The sequence below is a fragment of the Pelovirga sp. C15f genome, from assembly GCF_057178085.1.
In genome coordinates this window covers 733118-754159 of the sequence record NZ_JBXUCV010000002.1, presented here as the reverse complement: position 1 = coordinate 754159, position 21042 = coordinate 733118, and the positions used below count along the sequence as shown (strand labels likewise).

Annotated in this window: 21 protein-coding genes and 1 pseudogene; 12 read left to right on the top strand and 10 right to left on the bottom strand. The window is 54.6% G+C overall.

Annotated features, from left to right (window positions below):
• Positions 1–27: 27 nt before the first annotated feature.
• Complete coding sequence (locus AC1931_RS08715) at positions 28–348, bottom strand: ATP-dependent Clp protease adaptor ClpS (RefSeq protein WP_483876861.1); 321 nt, start codon at positions 346–348, stop codon at positions 28–30.
• A gap of 179 nt (positions 349–527) precedes the next feature.
• Here AC1931_RS08715 and AC1931_RS08710 point away from each other — a divergent pair, with 179 nt between their 5' ends.
• A complete protein-coding gene (locus AC1931_RS08710; RefSeq protein WP_483876860.1) occupies positions 528–1877 on the top strand; it encodes a DNA recombination protein RmuC in 1350 nt (449 codons plus the stop codon).
• On the opposite strand, the gene AC1931_RS08705 is transcribed toward AC1931_RS08710, so the two are convergent.
• From AC1931_RS08705 to AC1931_RS08695, 3 genes are all read right to left on the bottom strand, one after another.
• Positions 1857–2654 carry an undecaprenyl-diphosphate phosphatase gene (locus tag AC1931_RS08705; protein WP_483876859.1) on the bottom strand — a complete coding sequence of 266 codons (798 nt, stop codon included), beginning with the start codon at positions 2652–2654 and terminating at the stop codon, positions 1857–1859. The two genes, AC1931_RS08710 and AC1931_RS08705, sit on opposite strands and share 21 nt — an antisense overlap.
• A 78-nt stretch (positions 2655–2732) precedes the next feature.
• Positions 2733–3116 carry a rhodanese-like domain-containing protein gene (locus AC1931_RS08700; protein WP_483876858.1) on the bottom strand — a complete coding sequence of 128 codons (384 nt, stop codon included), beginning with the start codon at positions 3114–3116 and terminating at the stop codon, positions 2733–2735.
• Between the two features lie 86 nt (positions 3117–3202).
• The gene (locus AC1931_RS08695; RefSeq protein WP_483876857.1) at positions 3203–3502 is read right to left on the bottom strand and encodes a cupin domain-containing protein; all 300 of its coding nucleotides are present in this window, start codon (positions 3500–3502) and stop codon (positions 3203–3205) included.
• Between the two features lie 100 nt (positions 3503–3602).
• Here AC1931_RS08695 and cydD point away from each other — a divergent pair, with 100 nt between their 5' ends.
• The 6 genes and pseudogenes from cydD to AC1931_RS08665 all read left to right on the top strand — a co-directional run bounded on the left by cydD (position 3603) and on the right by AC1931_RS08665 (position 10230).
• Positions 3603–5372: a thiol reductant ABC exporter subunit CydD gene (gene cydD / locus AC1931_RS08690; protein ID WP_483876856.1), complete on the top strand. Its 1770-nt coding sequence runs from the start codon at positions 3603–3605 to the stop codon at positions 5370–5372.
• Positions 5369–7111 (top strand): thiol reductant ABC exporter subunit CydC, encoded by a 1743-nt coding sequence (gene cydC, locus AC1931_RS08685; protein WP_483876855.1) that lies wholly within the window; start codon positions 5369–5371, stop codon positions 7109–7111. Before cydD ends, cydC begins: the two co-directional genes overlap by 4 nt.
• Before the next feature lie 206 nt (positions 7112–7317).
• Positions 7318–7866: a TRAP transporter small permease subunit gene (locus AC1931_RS08680; protein ID WP_483876854.1), complete on the top strand. Its 549-nt coding sequence runs from the start codon at positions 7318–7320 to the stop codon at positions 7864–7866.
• Position 7867: 1 nt separating this feature from the next.
• Complete coding sequence (locus tag AC1931_RS08675; protein WP_483876853.1) at positions 7868–9262, top strand: TRAP transporter large permease; 1395 nt, start codon at positions 7868–7870, stop codon at positions 9260–9262.
• A gap of 82 nt (positions 9263–9344) precedes the next feature.
• Positions 9345–9479: pseudogene (locus AC1931_RS08670) on the top strand (type II toxin-antitoxin system RelE/ParE family toxin); the annotation flags it as partial.
• A gap of 349 nt (positions 9480–9828) precedes the next feature.
• Complete coding sequence (locus AC1931_RS08665) at positions 9829–10230, top strand: phage holin family protein (protein WP_483876852.1); 402 nt, start codon at positions 9829–9831, stop codon at positions 10228–10230.
• A gap of 230 nt (positions 10231–10460) precedes the next feature.
• On the opposite strand, the gene AC1931_RS08660 is transcribed toward AC1931_RS08665, so the two are convergent.
• The 5 genes from AC1931_RS08660 to AC1931_RS08640 all read right to left on the bottom strand — a co-directional run bounded on the left by AC1931_RS08660 (position 10461) and on the right by AC1931_RS08640 (position 15012).
• The gene (locus tag AC1931_RS08660; protein WP_483876851.1) at positions 10461–11555 is read right to left on the bottom strand and encodes a TRAP transporter substrate-binding protein; all 1095 of its coding nucleotides are present in this window, start codon (positions 11553–11555) and stop codon (positions 10461–10463) included.
• Between the two features lie 131 nt (positions 11556–11686).
• Positions 11687–12775 (bottom strand): malate/lactate/ureidoglycolate dehydrogenase, encoded by a 1089-nt coding sequence (locus AC1931_RS08655; protein ID WP_483876850.1) that lies wholly within the window; start codon positions 12773–12775, stop codon positions 11687–11689.
• Between the two features lie 42 nt (positions 12776–12817).
• Positions 12818–13690, bottom strand: coding sequence for an NAD(+) diphosphatase (gene nudC, locus AC1931_RS08650; RefSeq protein ID WP_483876849.1), 873 nt, complete (start codon positions 13688–13690; stop codon positions 12818–12820).
• Positions 13690–14214: an NUDIX domain-containing protein gene (locus AC1931_RS08645; RefSeq protein WP_483876848.1), complete on the bottom strand. Its 525-nt coding sequence runs from the start codon at positions 14212–14214 to the stop codon at positions 13690–13692. The genes nudC and AC1931_RS08645 overlap by 1 nt, the downstream gene beginning before the upstream one ends.
• 66 nt (positions 14215–14280) lie before the next feature.
• Entirely contained in the window at positions 14281–15012 is a 732-nt protein-coding gene (locus AC1931_RS08640) for an HAD family hydrolase (RefSeq protein WP_483876847.1), read from the bottom strand.
• Between the two features lie 258 nt (positions 15013–15270).
• Here AC1931_RS08640 and AC1931_RS08635 point away from each other — a divergent pair, with 258 nt between their 5' ends.
• The 4 genes from AC1931_RS08635 to AC1931_RS08620 all read left to right on the top strand — a co-directional run bounded on the left by AC1931_RS08635 (position 15271) and on the right by AC1931_RS08620 (position 17737).
• On the top strand, positions 15271–15864 hold the full coding sequence (locus AC1931_RS08635; protein WP_483876846.1) for a helix-turn-helix domain-containing protein: 594 nt from the start codon (positions 15271–15273) through the stop codon (positions 15862–15864).
• A 177-nt stretch (positions 15865–16041) separates the two neighbouring features.
• On the top strand, positions 16042–16200 hold the full coding sequence (gene rd, locus AC1931_RS08630) for a rubredoxin (protein ID WP_483876845.1): 159 nt from the start codon (positions 16042–16044) through the stop codon (positions 16198–16200).
• A gap of 243 nt (positions 16201–16443) precedes the next feature.
• Positions 16444–17358 (top strand): lipoyl synthase, encoded by a 915-nt coding sequence (gene lipA / locus AC1931_RS08625; RefSeq protein ID WP_483876936.1) that lies wholly within the window; start codon positions 16444–16446, stop codon positions 17356–17358.
• Complete coding sequence (locus AC1931_RS08620) at positions 17351–17737, top strand: acyl-CoA thioesterase (RefSeq protein WP_483876844.1); 387 nt, start codon at positions 17351–17353, stop codon at positions 17735–17737. Before lipA ends, AC1931_RS08620 begins: the two co-directional genes overlap by 8 nt.
• 61 nt (positions 17738–17798) lie before the next feature.
• Here the strand turns inward: AC1931_RS08620 and AC1931_RS08615 are convergent, their stop codons facing one another.
• Positions 17799–17987 (bottom strand): hypothetical protein, encoded by a 189-nt coding sequence (locus AC1931_RS08615; RefSeq protein ID WP_483876843.1) that lies wholly within the window; start codon positions 17985–17987, stop codon positions 17799–17801.
• Positions 17988–18362: 375 nt separating this feature from the next.
• On the opposite strand from AC1931_RS08615, the gene AC1931_RS08610 reads away from it, so the two are divergent.
• Positions 18363–21038 carry a 2-oxoglutarate dehydrogenase E1 component gene (locus tag AC1931_RS08610; RefSeq protein WP_483876842.1) on the top strand — a complete coding sequence of 892 codons (2676 nt, stop codon included), beginning with the start codon at positions 18363–18365 and terminating at the stop codon, positions 21036–21038.
• Positions 21039–21042 lie beyond the last annotated feature (4 nt).

Below are 21042 nucleotides of genomic sequence, written 5' to 3'. Positions count from 1 at the left end.
AATAAAACAACTTAAACGGTTACGCCATCACGCTTCTTCAAGGGAACAGCGCAACGGAAACCCCGCTTTACGCGCTTTCAAGCGCGCCCGGTCAACCTTGCTTTCCGCAATCGAATAGGGAAAGGTTCCACAGTATCCCACCCCCTGAAAGTGGATTGTCAGCATAATCTTTTCGGCCTCAGTGGCTGACTTGTTAAAGACCTCCTGCAGCACTTCAATGACAAATTCCATCGTGGTGTAGTCGTCATTGTGCATCAGCACTTTAAACAACGACGGAGTCTGGGTTTTTTTTTCCGTGGCTACCCGGGTCCCGGTCTTGTTGCCGGTGTTGGTTTCTGCCTTTTCCATGACCTTCCATTCATCTGCTAACCAAGTAATTTGGCACATCCTAACATAAAACCTGTACCCCAAACAATCGGGGGAGCCGGCGACAAGATCAGCCGGCAAGCAAGTTTCTTGTGATTTAACCAACCCTTTTGCTATTTTACCATTTTCATCGTTCCAGTTGCTGCTACCAAGGAGTTTTTGTGTCGATAATTCAACGTCCGGAAGTTCTGATTGTCGTGATTTTTTTTGCCGGTCTTTTTTTGGGAGGGCTGTTAGGAGCGCTGGTCGCTTTCGGGCGCAGCCGTAAACGCCTGAATGCCGAGGGCCATGCACGTGAAGAAGCGTTACAGCGCCTGGCGCGGGCTGAAGCGCAACTGGAAGCAGAGAAGAACAGCACGCTGGAGAAGCTGGATCTGCTGGAAGAGATCCGCCAACGTTCAGAGAAAAATTTTCAACATCTATCGAGCCAGGCTCTCGCCGCCAACAACCGCAACTTCCTTGATCTGGCCAAAGCAACCCTGGAGCAACATCAGGGGCAGGCCCGCCAGGAACTGGAGCAACGTCAGAGCGCCATTCACCAGCTGGTGCAACCATTAAAAGAAGCATTGACCCAGGTTGACGGCAAAATTGCCCAGCTGGAGCAGACCCGCAGCGGTGCCTATGCGCGGCTTGATGAGCAGGTCAAATCTCTGCTCGACAGTCAACTCAAACTCGAAGCGGAAACCGGCAACCTGGTAAAAGCCCTGCGCACCCCGACCGTACGCGGCCGCTGGGGGGAGATTCAGCTCCGCAAGGTCGTGGAAATGGCCGGGATGCTCGATTACTGTGATTTTGTCGAACAGGAATCTTCCGGTGACGGCCGGGCACGGCCGGACATGATTGTCAAACTCCCCAACAGCCGCAATATTGTTATTGATGCCAAAGCCCCGCTGATGGCCTACCTTGAGGCCATCGAAGCCAGCGATGAAAAAACTCAGGGACAGGCCATGGATCACCATGCCCGGCATATTCGCAATCACATTCTCAAGCTTTCAGGCAAACAGTACTGGGATCAATTTCAGCCGACTCCCGAGTTTGTCGTACTGTTCCTGCCGGGCGAATCCTTTTTCTCTGCAGCGTTGAGCGTCGATCCTGCGCTGATTGAGGCGGGGGTTGAGCGCAAAGTGCTGCTGGCCACCCCAACCACCCTGATCGCCCTGCTGCGCTCAGTCGCCTATGGTTGGCGCGAAGAGAAACTGACCGCCAACGCCCTCGCCATCAGCCGCCTGGGCCAGGAAGTGCACGAGCGGCTGGCGACCATGCACCAGCATTTTGAGCAGATGGGCCGGAGCCTGGAAAAAGCGGTTGAAAGTTACAACAAGGGGATTGCTTCCCTCGACAGTCGGGTGCTGGTCACAGCGCGCAAGTTCACTGAGCTGGGGGCAGGAAGCAGCAAAGATCTCAACCCGGTGGTAGCGGTTGACAAACGCACCAGAACCCCGCTGATGGCCGCAGAAGGTGGTGAAAATCACCCTGATCACACCGGCACATCACCAGAAGACGACGATTAAAACCACCCCGAGGACAATGCGATAGACAACAAAGGGCTGCATGCCGATACGCCGGATAAACGCCAAAAAATAGTGAATACAGACAAAAGCGCTGACCGCCGACAACAAGACCCCGAGGATAATGGCGTTCCAGTCGGGCGCTGCGGCAGACAGAAGCAGATCCACCAGCTGCAATCCGCCGGCAAGAAAGATCACCGGAATCGACAGCAGAAACGAAAAGCGAGCGGCCGCTTCACGATTCAAGCCGAGCAGCAAAGCGGCGGTGATGGTAATTCCCGAGCGCGACGTCCCGGGAAACAGGGCCAGGGCCTGGGCGCAGCCAATCAACAGCATCCCCAGCCAGCTTAAACTGAAGACATCGAGCTCACCACGACGGCGCCAGTCAGCCCATCCCAGCAGGAGACCAAAAGCAATCAGCCCGACGGCAATCACGAGGGGCGAACGCAGGTGCCCCTCGATAAACTCTTTTAAGGTGATCCCTGCCAGTCCCACCGGGATTGTCGCCAGCAGCACCCCCCAGGCCAGTCGTGCCGGCGGCGTCACTTGTCTGGTGGCCAGTGAGCGCCCCCAGTCAATTGCCATCAGCGCCAGATCCTTGCGGAAATAGACCACCACCGCGAGCAGGGTGCCGGCATGGACAGCAATGTCAAATCCCAGGCCCTGATCTTCCCAGGCCGTCAACACCGGCACCAGGATCAGATGGGCCGAACTCGAAACCGGAAGGAATTCGGTGACCCCCTGCAAAACAGCAAGAACAACAATCTGAAAAATATCCACAGGACGTCCTCTAAATAGACTATTTAATAACAAGTCAGACCAAAGAGTCGCCCTGGCAAGAGCGTGCCCCGATGGTGATTATTGATAAGGATCAACCGGTAACCCACGCTTGAGCCAGCCCGGACCGGCAGAACTGCCAACCATGCCCTCGGTGACATTGTGCACCTGACTGAAGCCACGCGCTGCCAGCAACCGCTGAACCTGGGTCGTGCGATTGCCGGTGCGGCAGATCAGCGCGATCGGCGCATCAGCGTCGCCGTCAACCTGCTTGAGAATGTCGCTGACAAAACCATCCGCTCCCCCGGGATGCATCATATTGACCAGTTTCGCGCCGCGGGCCACCCCGGTCTGACGCCACTCTTCAGGGCTGCGAATATCGATCAGGGTCACCTCCCCGGCCACCACAAGACGCTGCGCTTCGGGGGCGGTCAATTCAAGATCATCAGCAGAACGGTTAGTCATCAACATATAAATTCCTGTCCCTAAAAGCACGACTACCACCAGCAACCACCATTTCACCGTCACTTCTCCGTCTGTTTGCGGTTGTTTTATGCAGTCTGAAAATCATATTTTCCCACTGCCTGGATCAACAGATAGCTGACCGGCTCATGACCAACCACACTGACCCGATGCCGGCGACCAGCGCCGATTTCACAGCCTTCGCCCACGCTGAGGAAAACTGCTGCCGGGGGATCTGCGAGTTCCACTTGCATCTTCCCCTGCAGACAATACATGGTATCAACCACCTGGGTGTGAAAATGCCAGGAAACCTCGGCGCCGACCTCAAGAAACATCTCACGCACCCTGACATCTTCGGTCTGGACGATGGTTTTGTTTTTATGTTCCATTTGTCTCTCCCACCCTTGGTGATGTCATCTTCAGCATGCTATTATTCACCGATTTGGTCATAGAGGCTACCCCCAGTATCATATTTGAGAAGGAACCACCTTGCCAGCAGCGTCCGTTCTCGACCAGATTCAGTCCTTGAGCCCTGGCAGCCGTCGTTGGGTGCAACTGACAGTAGCTCTGGGTACCGTTAGCGGCGTATGTATCGTTATCCAGGCCGGACTTCTGGCCTATATCATCCATGCCGCCTTCATCGTGAAGACACCCCGTGAAGCCCTGTTACCCTTCTTCGTCATGCTGATTGGCGTCATCAGCCTGCGCGGACTCTTAGCCTGGGGCCGGGAAGTAAGCGGCCAGAAAGCCTCGACCCTGGTCCGCCGCCGGACCCGGATCGCACTGCTCAAACACCTCCATGTGCTTGGCCCCCTCTATGTCAAAGACAAACAGACCGCTCCTTTGAGCAACACCCTGCTGGAACGAATTGAAGCCCTGCACGGCTATTTTGCCCATTACCTGCCTCAGAAGTCACTGGCCCTGATCGTGCCGATAATCATCGGTCTGAGCGCCTTCCGGGTCAGTTGGGTGGTCGGGCTGATCTTTCTTTTAACCGCACCGCTGATTCCGCTCTTCATGATGATGATCGGCCGTGGCGCAGAAAAACTCAATCAGAAAAATTTTGCCCTGCTCTCCCGCATGAGCGCCCATTTTCTTGACACCCTGCAGGGGCTGGCGACCCTGAAAATTTTTTACCGCGCTGCTGATCAGGCCGATGAGGTTGAAAAATCATCGGAACACTACCGCAAGGGCACGATGGCGGTTCTGCGGGTGGCATTTTTATCTTCGGCGGTTCTGGAGTTTCTGACCTCGGTAGCGATTGCCATGACCGCGGTTTTTCTTGGATTGTCGTACCTGCACTTTCTCGATTTTGGTCTCTATGAGCGGGAACTGACCCTGCAGACCGGTCTGTTTTTGCTGCTTCTTGCCCCTGAATTTTACCAGCCGTTGCGCGATCTCGGCACCCACTACCATGCCCGGGCTGAAGCCCTTGGAGCAGCACAGGAAATTCATGCGATCCTGGCCGAACCGATTCCGAATAGAATACCGGCAGCCACCATTGCTTTTGCACGCCAGGAATCGATCAGTATTGAATTGACCCATGTCAGCCACAGTTTTGACCAAGGCCGTCGACCGGCTCTGGCCGATCTCAATCTACACATAAAGGCAGGCGAGTGGCTGGCCATTGTCGGCGCCAGCGGTGCCGGCAAAACCACCCTGCTGAACCTGCTGCTCGGTTTTCTAGAGCTGCAGCAGGGAGAGATTACCGTCAACGGACAGCCCTTAAGCAGCCTGAACCTTGACGACTGGCAACGCCAGATCGCCTGGGTTCCCCAGCACCCTGCCCTGTTTGATGGTTCCCTGGGAAACAACATTTCCCTGGGCAAGCCGACTATTGCTAAAAAGGAGCTCTTAACTGCTGCTCGTGCTGCCCATGTCGACAGGATTGCGGCAACCACAGAGCAGAGCCTTGACCTCGCCGTTGGCGAACAGGGCAATCAACTGTCCGGTGGCGAAGCCCGGCGGGTTGCTCTCGCCCGTGCGTTTGCCAAAGATGCCCCCTTGATATTGCTGGATGAACCGACTGCCAGACTGGATCGGGAAAACGAACAACTGATCATGACCAGCCTTAAACAGCTGGCCCCGGGCAGAACCCTGATCATGCTGACCCATCGTCTGGACACCGCCCAAAGCGCTGACCGCATTGCGGTGATGGCAGCAGGAGCCGTGGTCGAACAGGGAAAACACCAGGAGCTGATGGCCCTTGATGGTGTTTATGCTGAACTGATCAACAGCGGTCGCCAGGTGCTACCATGAGAAACCTGTTGCCTTTTTTGCGGCTACTCCGACCGCACCGAGACTGGGTTGTCTGGGCGATTTTTTTCGGCTGCCTGACCCTGTTTGCCAGCATCGGTCTGCTGGCCCTTTCCGGCTGGTTCCTTAGTGCCACCGCGGTTGCCGGCCTAAGTATCGCAGCGGCGCAGAACTTCAATATCTTCACCCCCAGCGCCGGTATTCGTGGCTTTGCCGTCATGCGCACTGCCGGGCGCTATGTTGAGCGCCTGCTCTCCCACGAGGCGACCCTGCGTCTGCTGTCATCCCTGCGGGTCTGGTTTTACCGCTGCATCGAACCCCAGGCGCCGGCCGGTCTCTACCGGCACCGCAGTGGCGACCTGCTCAATCGCATCGTCACCGATATCGATACCCTCGACGGCCTGTTTATTCGGGTCGTATCACCCTCCATGGTCGCCCTGTTTACCGCCGGTCTGGTCAGCTTTTTTTTGTGGTGGCTGACACCGGTTCTCGCCCTGGTGTTTCTGCTTTTTTACCTGACCGCGGGAGCGCTCCTGCCCCTGCTCAGCCACGTCCTCGGACAAGCTACCGGCGCCGCCATTCAGCGTCAACTGGCGACGTTACGCGTCAACCTGCTCGAAGACCTGCACGGCATGGCTGATCTGACCATCTACGAAGCCTGGCAACGCCACGAACTGGCCCGCCGGGAAGAAAATGAGGTGCTGCTCAGGTTGCAGGAACGGATGGCACGGATTCATGGTTTCAACAACGCCATGCTGACGGTGCTCGCCGGGATAGCGGCCCTGACAGCTCTCTATATTGCCATCCCCCTGGCCCAGGGAGGTCAATTTGATGGTGCCCTGCTGGCGCTGATTGCTTTCGGCATTCTGGCGGCTTTTGAAGCCGTCCTGCCCCTGCCCGCGGCGTACCAGATGCTCGGCAAAATCAACGCGGCAGCGCAGCGTATCCGAACTATCGCCGAGACCCCGGCGGCGGTAACCTTTCCCGAAAAACCGGCGGAAGAGGTCGCCGATGCGAGCATCCGTTTTGACAACCTTTACTTCCGCTATCCCGGCAGCAGTCAGGCAGCTACCGTCATGGACATCAACCTCGCCATTGAACACCAGACGCAGCTGGCTATCGTCGGTCCATCCGGCTGCGGCAAAACCACCCTCGCCCACCTGCTGACCCGGTTCTGGGATCCCGATCAGGGTGCCATCACCATTGGTGGCAAACCCTTGCAGAACTTCAGTGAAGCGCAACTGCGCCGGATGGTTACCCTGGTGTCACAAAAATCGCATATTTTCAACACGACAGTGCGCGACAATCTGCTGATCGCCGCACCCAGGGCAACGGATGAGCAACTCTGGGAGGCGTTAAAAAAGGCGCAACTGGCAGATTTTGTCCGCGGCCTGCCGCATCAGCTCGACACCTGGGCGGGGGAAGGGGGAGCAAGGCTGTCCGGAGGGGAAGCGCGGCGGCTGGTGCTGGCCAGAGCCCTGCTCAAGGATGCTCCGATCTGGATTCTCGATGAACCGACCGAGGGACTGGACAACCATACCCGACACCAGTTCAATCAGACCCTGTTTGCCAATCTGCACGGCAAAACGGCCATTTTCATTACCCACACAACGGACGTGCTTGAGCGGGTCGAGCGGGTTTGTTTCATGGAAAAGGGGCAGATTATCGCTTGCGCCGGTCACGATGAATTAGTTGCCGGCAGTGCGCGTTATCTTCACTTTATCAGCAGTAATCCGGCATAACAGCAGACCCTTGTCTTTTGCAGGGACAAGATCATCCCACGCAAAAAAAATAAAAAAAATCCGTTACCGTCCCCTCATGTCTGGACATTCTCATATAAATCAACTAGATTCGCCCATCTAACAGTTGTCAGACCAATTTATTCTTGGCTGGGCTGCGTCCTTTTGTCGTCTATCAACTTCAGCACCATGGTTCAGGGGTTCACAATATGCAGACACTTGCTCTGCTGATTCGCACTATCAGTCGCTTCAATATCTTTCTCGGACACTTCTTTTCCTGGTTTTCCCTGGGAATCGTTCTGGTCTGCTTTACTGTCGTCGTTCTGCGTTATGCTTTTTCCACCGGTTTTATCTGGCTTCAGGATCTCTACGTCTGGCTCAACGCCATGATGTTTATGGGAATCGCCGGCTTTGCCCTGTTCAACAATTCCCATGTCCGGGTAGATATCTTTTACCGTCCGGCCGGTCGGCGACACAAGGCGCTGGTCGACATGTTCGGCAGCCTCTTTTTTATCGGGCCTTTCGTCTGGGTCCTGTCCAGCTGGAGTTGGGCTTACGTGGAAAGATCCTGGCGTTTTATGGAAAGCTCGCCCAACTTTGGCGGTCTGCCGGGCCTGTTTATTATTAAAAGCTTCATCCTCTTTTTCGCCTTTGTCGTCGCCCTTCAGGCCCTGGCCATGTTTTTACGCGGGATTCTGGTGTTGCTGAACCAGGAAGAATTGCTGCCTGATGCCTATCGCTATCGGGAGGAATCCTGATATGGATCTGGTGCTGATTGGTGAACTGCTTTCCCTGCTGATGTTTTTTGCCATTATCGGTGTATTGATGCTGGGGTTCCCGGTCGCTTTTTCCCTGGCAGGCACCTCCGTTGCTTTTGCCGGGATCGGCTATCTGCTGGGAGTCTTTGACCCGTCCAACTTCAACAGCCTGGCCTCCCGCTATGTCGGCGTTATGCTCAACGAAGTCCTGGTCGCTGTTCCTTTGTTTATTTTCATGGGGATGATGCTGGAACGTTCCGGTATCGCGGAAAAACTGCTGATCACCATGGGACGGCTGTTCGGTAGCCTTCGCGGCGGGCTGGGGCTTTCAGTGATCGTCGTCGGCGCCTTGCTGGCCGCTTCCACCGGCATTGTCGGCGCGACGGTTGTCACCATGGGACTGCTGTCCCTGCCGGCCATGCTGCGGGCCGGCTATGACCCCCGTCTGGCCAGCGGCGTCATCTGCGCGTCGGGGACCCTGGGGCAGATCATTCCCCCCTCAACCGTATTGATCTTTATGGGAGACATGCTCTCCGGCATCAATGCCCAGGTTCAGATGCAGATGGGAAATTTTGCTCCGACCCCGGTCTCGGTCGGGGATCTGTTCGCCGGAGCTTTCGTGCCGGGGTTGCTGCTTATCGCCCTGTATATGAGCTGGATGACATGGAAAGCTTTTTTCCGGGCGGAATCGTGCCCTGCCCTGGTGGTCACGGAGCAGGAACGCGCCGATCTGTGGAAGGACGTACTGGTCAGTCTGCTGCCGCCGCTACTGCTGATTTTTGCCGTACTGGGCTCCATTCTCGGTGGTATCGCTACCCCGACTGAGTCCGCTTCCGTGGGCGCCGTAGGTGCCATTATTCTCGCTGCCACGCGCCGACGCCTGAACCTGAAGAGCCTGCGGCAGACCATGCTGGCTACCGCCAACATCACCACCATGATCTTTGTCATCCTCCTGGGTGCGTCGGTTTTTTCCCTGGTATTCCGGATGATGGGCGGGGATGAACTGGTCGGGGAATTTTTACATCAGCTGCCCGGCGGGAAAATAGGCGCAATCCTGTTTGTGATGCTGCTGATGTTTCTGCTCGGCTTCATCCTCGACACCTTTGAAATCATCTTCATCATTCTGCCGATCACGGCACCGGTTCTGTTAATGATGGACGTAGACCCGGTCTGGCTGGGGGTCATGGTGGCCGTGAACCTGCAGACCAGCTTTCTGACCCCACCTTTCGGTTTTTCCCTGTTTTATCTGCGCGGAGTGGCACCAGGGACAGTATCAACCCGCATGATTTATGAAGGCGCCCTGCCCTTTGTAGTACTGCAGCTGGTGGCAATCTTCATTCTCGTGATCTTTCCTGATCTGGTCACCTGGCTGCCCAATCTTCTCTACGGTCGCTGACGCCCCTTCGCTCGCAATAACCTGATCCGGTTGGATGTGCGGCGCCCGGCGCTGATCATCTGTATCATCAGGCCAGCGGTGTGACGTAATCCGTTCTGGGTACCGCAAATTTCCTTCCGGTCAGCATGTCGTTTTTTACCGCGAACAGGTTGCCGGTGGCATCAAAGTTATCCGCGTTTTGCATGAAAAAAGAATGGATCTGGAAGTTCACCTTTAAATGCTCTGATTCCTGCTTCTATGCGCGCTTTGATCAAAACCATCTTGAGGTTCTGATACAAACCCCGCCCTCGGTTTTCATGGATTTTCTGGCAAAGCGAGAAGATGGTGCAGCTTCCAGGGCAGCGAATATTTGTGAGAATGAATAATATATCTCATAAATACGGGTTTCAGTTGATTAACCACAGGTTGCATTTCATGGGCAGAGCCTGCTTTAATAAAAAGGTAAAACACATCGATTATTTTGAGAATCCGGAGTTGGTCATAGGGCAATACATTATTTGACACCATTGGCCGATGAGATAGAATTTCAGTGAATTTTTCAGAGTGGTGAAGGGGGTGGTTTACGTATGAAGGGACTTATACTGCGGTGGCTTATTCTATCTATTGCTATTATGGTGGCCGCCCATCTCTTTGAGGGTATTCACGTTGATGGTTACGGGTCTGCACTCATTGCCGCCCTGGTGTTGGGGATTCTTAATGCATTTTTCCGACCGATCCTGTTAATTCTGACCCTGCCGATCAATGTGTTAACCCTTGGTTTATTTACTTTTGTGATCAATGCTCTATTGTTGCTGATGACTTCGGGTGTCGCAGGGGGCCTCGTAGTAGACGGATTCGGCTCCGCCCTGCTCGGATCGCTGGTTATCAGCCTCGTCAGCCTGCTACTTAGTTCATTTATCAGTGGTCAAGGACGGGTTGAGTCGATCGATATCGAACTGCGTCGCCGGCGTGACGGTCGCTGGGAATAGATTCGGAGACTAGAGGGCCGTGAGATGAAATCACGACCCACACAACACGAAGCGCCCACGGATGCCACATCGTGGGCGTTTCCTATAATGCAGGATTTCTAAGAACGGCGATCCGGGTGGGGGTTTCTGGTAATCCAGCGGTTCTGGTGCTGATCTTCATGTTGATATTAAAAAAGGGCGGTTGAAGTACGCTACTTCAACCGCCCCGATGTGTTTGCTGAAAAGAATGATCAGCTGTATTTGACGTACTTCGCACGTGCCGCGATAAAGCCCTGATCGACTTTCTCGGTGCGGCTTTGCAGCAGGGTGAGGTTTTTGACGAAACTCTCCGCGGTTTCACGGGTCAGGGCATCACGATGTTCGCGCAGGCCGTTGATGATCTCCATGGACGCCTTGGCACCCGCCTCCAGCAGATCCTCGGGGAACGTTCTAAGATTCACTCCATGCTGCTCTACCAGGGTCTTCAGGGCTATCGGATCATTGGCGTAGAAATCGGATGCAATCTGATCATATTCCGCCTGGCAGGCAACTTCCACAATCTGCTGCAGATCTTTCGGCAGCTCTGCAAATTTCGACTTGTTGACAACCAGCTCGGTAGCCAGACCGGGCTCGGTAAAGCTGGGCAGATAATATTCCTTGCAGATCTGATAGAATCCCAGGGCCAGATCGTTGTAGGGACCGACAAACTCAGCCGCATCCAGGGCGCCCGACTGCAGTGCCTGATAGATCTCACCGGCAGCCATGTTGACCACGTTGGCACCCATCCGCTGCCACACCTGACCACCTAAACCCGGAGTACGGAAATTGAGCCCCTGGATATCAGCCAGGCTGTTGATTTCCTTACGGAACCAGCCACCAGCCTGAGTTCCGGTATCACCGGATAAAAAGCCTTTGACCCCGAACTGGTCATACACTTTGTCCCAGATTTCCTGCCCGCCCATGTAACGAACCCAGGCCGTCAGTTCACGTGACGTCATTCCGAATGGCACCCCGGTAAAAAAAGAGGTCGCCGGACTCTTGTTCTGCCAGTAGTAGGCGGCGCCGTGACTCATCTCCGCCGAACCTTCAATCACCGCATCAAATGATTGCAGCGGCGGCACCAGTTCTCCGGCTGAATAAACGCGGACATTGAGTCGACCATCCGACATCGCGGTCATCCGGTCGGCAAGGCGCTGCGCACCGACGCCCAGTCCCGGGAAGTTTTTCGGCCAGGTTGTGACCATGCGCCAGTTATAACGCTGCTGGGCAATGGCGGGGGCGGCAACGGCCGAGACCGCGACACCGGCACCGACAGCAGCTGTTTTGATAAAATCGCGACGTTTCATAATCGACGTTCCTCCTGATGCATTATTGGTGGTTAATAGGATTTTCTTCCCGAGATTCTCAAGTGTTAGTTTTATCTGAAGCGATCAATGCCGGTCAAGTACAGGCTTAAACAAAGCACTGATTTTCTAAGCTAGATATGGGCTTTTATACCGCCAAGCAGAGTTTCCGCTGTGCTGAGATCAATACCAACCTGTTGTGCCGCCGCAACCAGCTGCTCACAGGTTGTCACATCAATCGGTATTCCCTCTTGTTGGCGCTCATTGCGCACCAGTTGTTCCGGCTCACCGGCCACCAGAACCGGGCAATCCGGATTGTCCGCCGGTGCAGATTTCACATACGCCACCAGCGCTGCAACCTCAGCGGCCATCCACTGATGATCCACCAGCCGCTGCGGATCGACAAGGATCGTCGCCATGTGATTGATAATACCACCCAACTTCGGATTATCCGGCTGGATTGTGCCGCCACCGGTCAACACGCCGGCGAGCAATTCACAGAACAGCGCCATTCCGTAACCCTTATACTCACCCAGGGAGGTAATGGCTCCGAACGGTTCCGTGAACATCACCGAAGGGTCGGTTGTTGCCTTGCCGCTCCCGTCATACAGAGTACCGGCAGCCATCTGCTCCCCCTTGTTCATCGCCACCCGGACCTTGCCCAACGCCGTCTTACTGGTCGCCATATCGAGCAGGACCGCAGCGCTGTCGGTTGTGGCCGGCATGGCAAAGCAGATGGGGTTGGTGGAATAGCGTGCCGCGGTACCTCCATAAGGAGCGACCAGGGGGCGGTGATCGACGACATTGACAAAATGGAGGGAAACCAGGCCGGCTTCAATCGCCTGCTCCCCATAACTGCCAATACGGCCCATATGATGAGCATTGCGCAGTCCCATAAAAACCAGTCCGGTTTGGCGGCAACGCGTTATTGCTCTCTCCATTGCCTCTCTGGCCAGCCGCTGGCCGTAACCCCGGTGGCCGTCAAAAAGCAGCATCGATCCCTGATCCACGACCTGATCCAGCTTGGCATCCGGGAACAGGGCGCCAACGTTAAGGCTGTTGACGTAAGCCGGCAGCATGCCGATGCCATGGCTGTCATGTCCGGCGAGATTGGCCGCTACCAGATGGTCGGCCACAATGTCTGCCTCGTAATAGCTGCTTCCGGCGACCGTCAAGATCGCTTCAGCAAACTTTTTCAATTGTTCAGCGCTAAATCGGTTCATAACCTGCCTTTTTTTGTCAAAAAAACCTTAGTCGTCGGGTTGTCAGCAGTGGATAAATTGTCCCGCCCGATCAATCAGATAACGAGCGATACTGCGCGATGGTGGCAGGATCGGCAGTTGATCCAACCGGTACCAGTCCGCGGCACTGAGCTCCTGGTCCCGCAATTCGATGTCGCCAGCGGCATAATCAGCGACAAAACCACACATCAGCTGGCTCGGGAAAGGCCAGGACTGGCTGCCCAGATAACGGATATTGGTAATAGTGAGGCCGGTTTCCTCAAGAGCCTCGCGCGCCATTGCCTCTTCCAGCGATTCGCCAAATTCGACAAACCCGGCCACCAGTCCGTAACGCCCGGTTACCCAGTCTCCTTTACGGGCCAGCAATATCTCATCGCCGCGGACGATCAGCCCGATAACACAGGGATGGATGCGTGGAAAATGATGAGCACCACACTGCAAACAGAATTTACCCCACTCGGCGGACAATCTTTCCATCTTGCCGTCACAGTTACCACAGTAGCAACTGGTCGACTCCCAGTGCAGGACCATCAGACCAATTCCGCCCAGGGAAGACAAAGACGCTGGCAGCGTTGGTTCGCTTGCCCGCAGATGATGGAATTCCAGCGCTGCCGGCAGATCGGTAGCGTCTGGAACCTCTACCAGACGGCAGGGCTTTCCTTGCCACTGTCCAAGGTACAGGGCACTGCCCGCTAATGATGGAACCGGACAGTCGCCGGCGGGAAGCTGTTCAGGTGCCCCCATCAGGGTGCCTAACCGCATCCCCTGCAGCAGAACCCAGACCCCGTCACCTCCGGGGTCGCGATCGGGAGTTGATAGCTCGAAGTAACCATTAAGACAGGTACGATTAAATGGCAGGGTTGAGATATCCATGGCGCATAAAGATTGATTCAACATCAGTTTCTCTTGTTCAAGGCATAACGCAACAGAGCTGTCTGCGTTTTGGCATCGGTGATCTCTCCCGCGGCAATCATCGCCAAAGCAGTCTCCAGATCAACCACCAGCGGCTCGATAAACTCATCCGGTTCAAGAGCTGTTTCGGTCTGCTCGAGGTCGGTCGCGACAAAGAGATAAATCTTCTCATCACAAAAGCCGATACTGCTGTAGATAAAACCCAGGCTCTCCAGCCCGGCGGCGTTATACCCTGCTTCCTCCACCAGCTCGCGGCGCACGCAGCCGGCCGGATCTTCACCCGGTTCGAGGCGCCCGGCAGGAATCTCACAGATCGTATCACCGATGGCTGGTCGAAACTGGCGGATCAGCAGCAGGCGCCCGTCTGCCATCACCGGCAACACCGCACAGCCGCCCGGATGGCGCAGAAATTCAAAGGTCGATTCGCGCCCGTCGGGCATCCGATGCTGTTCGCGGGTAATATCAAAAATACGCCCCCGGTAGAGCATCTCCTGCGTCAGTCTGGTCATAGTTTTTCCAATTTTCAAAGGTTGGTGACGTCAAAATAGTTTTTACATCTGGTTCACACGCACAATCTATAACTGCTCGAGAAACTGCTGCAAGGCGCGATGGTCACCACGGTAATGACACGGCCATTTTTTATCGTTGCGTTCCACCAGCCAGGTGTCGACCAGAAAGGTCTGCATCCCAACCGCCGCCGCCGCCAGGTCATGACTGCTGTCGTTGCCGACCATCAGGCAACGCTCGGGCGGCACTCTCAAGAACGCGGCGATTTCTGCAAAATACCCGGCCTGCGGCTTACAGTAACGGCTGTTCTCATAACTGGTCAGATGACGAAACCAACCCAGATCGAGCTCGCCCCAGGCCATCCGCGCCTCGATCATAAAGCGCGGGAATACCGGATTCGTGGCCAGGACCATGGGGATAGCGCGACGATGACAATCCTTGACGATTTGTTGTGCCAGTGGAATCGGGTGCACCAGGTGCTGTAATTCATCAAGATGATGCTCAGCGTAATGCGCAAGGCACTCCCGCACCAGGGTCTCTGCGATGCCCAGCTGTTTTTTGAGCAGCGCAAACAATCGCTCCTCATTACTGACATGACCATCCCCCTCTGCAATGATCAACTCTCGAATGGCGTCCAGCATGGCGCGGGAAAAGCGCCGGGCCTTAATCTGGGGGGAGCAATAGGCAGCGAGGCGTTCAACATAACGGGGGATAAAGTGCTCCATCTGCACCCGCAACAAGGTGCCATCGAGATCAAACAGAATTGCCTCGATCGGCTCGCGACCCTCTTTTATTAGCATGTTAATCTCCATCAGACCGGATTTTTTTCCGCCACCTGGAAAAAAGCTTAAGGTGACAAGTTTTTTAACACACTCCAGCCTTTATTCGCTATTATTTCAGTGTCTCCACAGGCACAACAAGACTTGACGCCACCGCAGCCGGCAGGCTAAGAGTGAATTTTTATCAACAAATACTGTGATTTCAACGACTGCAATGCCACCCGGCCAGGCGCGTTGCCACGTTGCCCACGCTCAACCGCCGGGATAGACTGGGGAACAATGGACGCCTTCAGAGCTGAAGTAAAGGAACTTAAAATCGGACTGACTATCCGCGATCTGCGCCAGCTGCGGCGGATGACTCTCCAGGATCTCGCCGTCGCCACCGAACTGTCCAAACCACTATTATCCCAGATCGAAAACGATCAGGTGATCCCGCCGCTGGCAACCCTGCTGCGCATCGCCAAGGCACTGAATGTCCCTTTGCAGAAATTCTTTGAGGAGGAGGACAATACCCGCAAATGCCTGGTCGTTAAAGCTGGAGAAGCCGATCGCATGAACCGTCGTCCGAATCACGGCGGCAAGCCACAACCCTATTTCTACCACTCCCTGGCCTACGGCAAGCAACACAAGCACATGGAGCCCTTCCTGGTTGAATTTGACCCCAGCCGCACCGAGCAATCCCAGCCGGTCCGCCATCCCGGCGAAGAATTTTTCTATATCCTCGAAGGCCGGGTGGAATTGCAGCACGGCAGCGACACCTACATTCTCGAGGCCGGTGATTCAGTCTACTGGGATTCCAACGAACCTCACAGCCTCAAAGCCTTAGGTAACGAAATCGCTCGCGGCATTGCGGTGCTCTACACCAAAACCTGATCAGCAAATTTTCCCTTACAACCACTCATATTTGTCAGGATGAGGGCCGGAGCCCGAGCAAAACCACGTCGAGCTGATGAATAAAAATTACAACCGGGATTGTAATAATTTTCCGGATCTGTTAATTGTTGCGGCGGTTTTTCACTTCATCCTACAGCCATCACAAGGAGAAACATCATGCAGAGTTACCGCTGTGTTGTGTGCAACTACATCTATGACCCGGAGGTCGGCGATCCTGACAGCGGCATTGAGCCGGGAACCGCTTTCGAAGATATTCCGGAAGACTGGGTCTGCCCATTGTGCGGTGTCGACAAATCCAATTTTGAGCCGGTCTGATCTGTTTTCTTCATTGACCGTAAATATGACGCTTTCGCCAAAATAAGTATCAATGTGGATGGATAAGTAAAAAAACGCCAAATGCAAAACGCGCGATTATTAGTCAATGAGGCGTACTAACGTACATCGACGCGCTGAAATCAGCGCAGCAGCCTGGCCGTTGGTAAGTTTTTGCGACGCCGTCAAATATCGCTAAAAAGGTTCGGCACAAGTAGCACTGCCGGACCTTTTTAGTTTAAGATGATGATTTTATACGACTATCAGAATGAGGGTGTTTTGAAACAGAACGGTATCGCTAAACCGGACTGGTTGAAGGTTAAATTCCCGGCCGGGGAAAATTATCGTCGTATTGACCAGTACCACCGGGTGCAGGGTTTAAATTCTGTTTGCCGCAGCGCCGCCTGCCCCAACCAGGGCGAATGCTGGAACAAAGGCACAGCAACCTTCATGATTCTCGGCAACAACTGCACCCGCACCTGCTCATTTTGCAACATCGGCAACCTTCCGACCGAATCTCCCGATCCCCAGGAACCGAAAAAGGTCGCAGGCGCGATCGCTGAGCTTAAGCTCAACCACGCCGTTATTACTTCGGTGACCCGTGACGACTTGCCCGACGGTGGTGCCGGCCAGTTTGCCGCCCTGGTGCGAGAGATTAAAAGATCCAGTCCAGACTGTACCATCGAACTGCTTATCCCCGATCTGCAGGGAGATCAACAGGCACTTGCAACGATTCTGCAGGAAGCTCCGCACATCCTTGGACACAACCTGGAAACAGTGCCACGGCTCTACTCCCGCGTACGACCGGAAGCCGATTACCACCGCTCGCTCGCGGTTCTTGCACAGGTACGAACACTGGCCCCGGCGGTGATCACCAAGTCGGGTCTGATGCTTGGAATGGGAGAAGAGTACGCCGAGGTGATTGCAGCGCTTCACGATCTGTACGACCATGATTGCCGGATTGTCACCGTCGGCCAGTATCTGGCACCCACTAGAGATCATTACCCGCTTAAACGCTATGTAACACCTGAGGAATTTGCCGATCTGGCGGCCTATGGCAGGCGCCTTGGGTTCGATCATGTGGAAGCCGGACCCTTGGTGCGCTCCTCCTATCATGCGGAAGAGCAGTTTGCCGCCGGCAAGGCCCAACCCCATGGATAATTTTACCATCGTTCGGCCGGAGCACCTCAATCACCACGGGTACCTGTTCGGCGGGGTCATGCTCAAATGGGTTGATGAAAATGCGTGGATGGCAGCCTCACGCGACTACCCCGGCTGCAATCTGGTGACCATCGGGATGGCGGCATGTCGCTTCAAGCACCGGGTTAAAAATGGCTCTATCCTGCGCTTCAGTACCCACAAGCAGCATCAGGGAAAAACCTCGGTGACCTACGATGTGACGGTATATGCCGACGCACCGGGGGCCGTGAGCGAAGAAGAAGTCTTCAGCACCGCCATAACTTTTGTGCGCCTTGGCGCCGACGGTGAACCTTACGCATTGACGCAATCACAAGACACATCAGCACAAAAAAACCGCTAACACCTGTTGTACAGTGTTAGCGGCTTGATTTATCGTTCCGGCAACTGTGGAAACTTATGGATCAGGCAGTTACATCCAGATTCAACCCTTTGCCGGTCTGCTCAGCAATTTCCAGACGTTGCTGTTCATTTATTTGCATCTGTTCTGTTTTTTCGGTGGTCTTTGTCAATACATCAAAACCTGTCTGCGTCTTGTTGTTTGCCATTTCCTGGTTCACTAAACTTGCTGCTGTGCCGACTTCTAATGCCATGGACTTTCTCCTTTCTTCAACATGCGTATTTTAGAGCGTAGCAGAAAAGCCAATGGCGGGTCAACAATATATTTGACTTTTTTAATTTTTTGACTTTTCTCCCCTTTGGGTCCTGACGTTATTGCGACAAACGGTTGACTGCTTTATACTTGTCCAGCTTTGACCAGATATAATTGCTGGATTTCACTTTTTCCCTGCTAATGGTGATGCTTTCACAAAAAAGCATCCGCTTGGATAGCTAAGCAAAAAGCGCCCAATGCAAGGCGTGTCATCGTTGAACAATGAGGTGTACTTATGTACGTCGAAGCAGTAAGACGATGGCAGCAACACAGCAGTTGGTGAGTTTTTGCGACGCCGTCAATGGTGATTAAACGAATGAGTATTACACACAACGTCAGCCCGGAATGGCTTGAAACCCAGTATCGACTCTATCAGCAGGATCCATCACAGGTGCCCGATGAGTGGCGCTCCTTTTTTATGGGCTTTGACTTCGCCGGCACCCGCGATGCCGTCGCCGCCGACAGCAGACCGGCAGCGGTTCAGGCGCTGATACGCCGATACCGCGAACTGGGCCACATGTACGCCTGTGTCGATCCGTTGACCCCCTGCTCACTGGATCATCCTTTTTTACGCCTGTCAGCTTTCGGTCTTGAGGATGCAGACCTGAAACGAACCTTCTCTGTTGTCGACTTTATTCTCGAGCAGGCTCCGCTCAAAGATATTGTTGATATCCTTCAGCAGACCTATTGTCGCACCCTGGGCATCGAGTTCATGCATATTCCGATTCCCGAAGAACGCAGCTGGTTACAAAAACGGGTCGAAACCAACAGCAACAAACCGGATCTTTCGCTGGAGAAAAAACTATCCATATATCATTCCCTGCTCAAAGCCACGCGCTTCGAAAGTTTTCTGCACCGCAAATTCGTTGGGCAGAAACGCTTCTCCCTCGAAGGGGGAGAGTCGGTCATTCCCCTGCTGGATCATATCGTCGAACGTTCAGCGCAGATCGCCATTGAACAGATTGTCATCGGCATGGCCCACCGCGGTCGCCTCAATGTGCTTGCCAATATTTTTGAAAAGCCCCTGGAGAACATGTTCGCAGAATTCGGTGACAACGCCTGCTACCAGATCGTCGGCGAAGGGGATGTCAAATACCACAAGGGCTATACCGCCTATCGCAAGGTGTCCGGTCGCGAAATCCGTATTTCCCTGGCCTCCAACCCGAGCCATCTTGAGGCGGTCAATCCGGTGGTTGAAGGCAAGGCCCGCGCCCGCCAGGATCGTCATCCCAAGGATGGGCGCCGGCATATCATGCCGCTGTTGATTCATGGGGATGCCGCTTTTGCCGGCCAGGGGATGGTCACCGAAACCCTCAACCTGTCACAACTTGATGGCTACAGAACCGGCGGCACCATCCATCTGGTCATCAACAACCAGATCGGTTTCACCACTGCCCCCTCGGATTCGCGCTCAACCATCTACGCAACCGATGTCGCCAAAATGCTCAATGTACCGATTTTCCACGTCCATGGTGATGACCCCGAAGCCCTGACCCAGGCTGCCGACATTGCTCTGGATTATCGCCAGCGCTACCGCAAGGATGTGGTCATCGAGATGATCTGTTACCGCCGTCATGGTCACAATGAGGGGGATGAACCCTTTTTCACCCAGCCGTTGATGTACGAAAAAATCCGTAATCAACCCCCGACAGCCGACATCTATAAAAACCAGTTACTCATGGAGGGTGTCAGCGAGGAAAAGCTGGAACAGCTTGCGACAGACGTTGAAAATCATCTGGAAGAGGCACTGGAGCGTCAGGTCTGTGGTCTCCACGAAATATTCCTCAAACAATGGTCGCACATCTCCCGCAACTTCAGTTTTGACCGCGTTGATACCGGGGTAGCCCAAGCGACGCTGATGGATCTGAGCAGCCAGCTGACAACCACGCCTGAAGAATTTTCGGCCCATCGAAAAATCAGCACGCTCCTGAAAAAACGCCATGCCATGATCGCTGAAGACAAAGGGATGGACTGGGGAACCGCTGAGGCGCTGGCCTTTGCCAGCCTGGTTCATGAAAGCACCTCGATCCGGCTGTCAGGTCAGGACTCACGCCGTGGAACCTTTAACCATCGCCATGCAACCCTCTATGACACCAAGGCGGCGGTTAAATATACCCCGCTGGCAGAGATTGCCCGCAAAGCCGGGTCCCATTTTGACGTGTACAACAGCCTGCTTTCAGAAGCGGCCGTGCTCGGCTTTGATTACGGCTATTCGGTTGAAACCCCGGACGACCTGACCATCTGGGAAGCCCAGTTCGGCGATTTCGCCAATGGCGCCCAGGTCATTATCGACCAGTTTATCGCCAGCAGTCTGGCCAAGTGGAATCGCCCCACCGGTATCACCCTGTTTTTACCCCATGGTTATGAGGGACAGGGGCCGGAGCATTCCAGCGCCCGTATCGAGCGTTTTTTACAGCTCTGTGCTGACAACAATATGATCATCGCCAACCCCAGCACCCCGGCACAACTGTTCCATCTGCTGCGACGGCAGGTGCGCCACCGTTATCGCCGGCCCCTGATTATTTTTACGCCCAAGGCACTATTGCGCCACCCGGCCTGCGTATCTTATCTGGCCGATCTGGAAGGTGGGCATTTCGCCGAAGTGCTGCCGGATCCAAAAACCATCAAAAAATGCCGCCGGGTCCTGTTGTGCTCAGGAAAAATCTATTACGAACTGGCCGAATACCGGGAGCAGGAAGGCCATAAGGATGTTGCCATTGTCCGCATTGAACAGCTCTTTCCCTTGCATACCGAGCTGTTGCAGGAGATTATCAGCAACTACCCGGACAAGGCAGAATACTACTGGGTTCAGGAAGAGATCGCCAACGGCGGCGGCTGGGATCATCTGCGGCCGCGACTGCGGGAGCTCATCGGCAAGGAGCCGGTCTATGTCGGCCGCAAACCCTCTGCCAGTTCTGCCGTCGGCTCTCATCGAATCCACAAGGAAGAACAGGATCAGATCCTTTTAAATGCCTTTGCAGCGACAAAATAGAGGA

Bases quoted from the DNA above. Each gene is read 5' to 3' on its own strand.
- AC1931_RS08615 (WP_483876843.1), bottom strand. From the start codon at position 17,987: ATGGCATTAGAAGTCGGCACAGCAGCAAGTTTAGTGAACCAGGAAATG.
- cydC (WP_483876855.1), top strand. From the start codon at position 5,369: ATGAGAAACCTGTTGCCTTTTTTGCGGCTACTCCGACCGCACCGAGAC.
- AC1931_RS08620 (WP_483876844.1), top strand. From the start codon at position 17,351: ATGGATAATTTTACCATCGTTCGGCCGGAGCACCTCAATCACCACGGG.
- rd (WP_483876845.1), top strand. From the start codon at position 16,042: ATGCAGAGTTACCGCTGTGTTGTGTGCAACTACATCTATGACCCGGAG.
- AC1931_RS08635 (WP_483876846.1), top strand. From the start codon at position 15,271: ATGGACGCCTTCAGAGCTGAAGTAAAGGAACTTAAAATCGGACTGACT.
- AC1931_RS08675 (WP_483876853.1), top strand. From the start codon at position 7,868: ATGGATCTGGTGCTGATTGGTGAACTGCTTTCCCTGCTGATGTTTTTT.
- AC1931_RS08645 (WP_483876848.1), bottom strand. From the start codon at position 14,214: ATGACCAGACTGACGCAGGAGATGCTCTACCGGGGGCGTATTTTTGAT.
- AC1931_RS08610 (WP_483876842.1), top strand. From the start codon at position 18,363: ATGAGTATTACACACAACGTCAGCCCGGAATGGCTTGAAACCCAGTAT.
- AC1931_RS08655 (WP_483876850.1), bottom strand. From the start codon at position 12,775: ATGAACCGATTTAGCGCTGAACAATTGAAAAAGTTTGCTGAAGCGATC.
- AC1931_RS08640 (WP_483876847.1), bottom strand. From the start codon at position 15,012: ATGCTAATAAAAGAGGGTCGCGAGCCGATCGAGGCAATTCTGTTTGAT.
- AC1931_RS08665 (WP_483876852.1), top strand. From the start codon at position 9,829: ATGAAGGGACTTATACTGCGGTGGCTTATTCTATCTATTGCTATTATG.
- lipA (WP_483876936.1), top strand. From the start codon at position 16,444: ATGATTTTATACGACTATCAGAATGAGGGTGTTTTGAAACAGAACGGT.
- nudC (WP_483876849.1), bottom strand. From the start codon at position 13,690: ATGTTGAATCAATCTTTATGCGCCATGGATATCTCAACCCTGCCATTT.
- AC1931_RS08660 (WP_483876851.1), bottom strand. From the start codon at position 11,555: ATGAAACGTCGCGATTTTATCAAAACAGCTGCTGTCGGTGCCGGTGTC.
- AC1931_RS08680 (WP_483876854.1), top strand. From the start codon at position 7,318: ATGCAGACACTTGCTCTGCTGATTCGCACTATCAGTCGCTTCAATATC.
- AC1931_RS08715 (WP_483876861.1), bottom strand. From the start codon at position 348: ATGGAAAAGGCAGAAACCAACACCGGCAACAAGACCGGGACCCGGGTA.
- AC1931_RS08695 (WP_483876857.1), bottom strand. From the start codon at position 3,502: ATGGAACATAAAAACAAAACCATCGTCCAGACCGAAGATGTCAGGGTG.
- AC1931_RS08700 (WP_483876858.1), bottom strand. From the start codon at position 3,116: ATGACTAACCGTTCTGCTGATGATCTTGAATTGACCGCCCCCGAAGCG.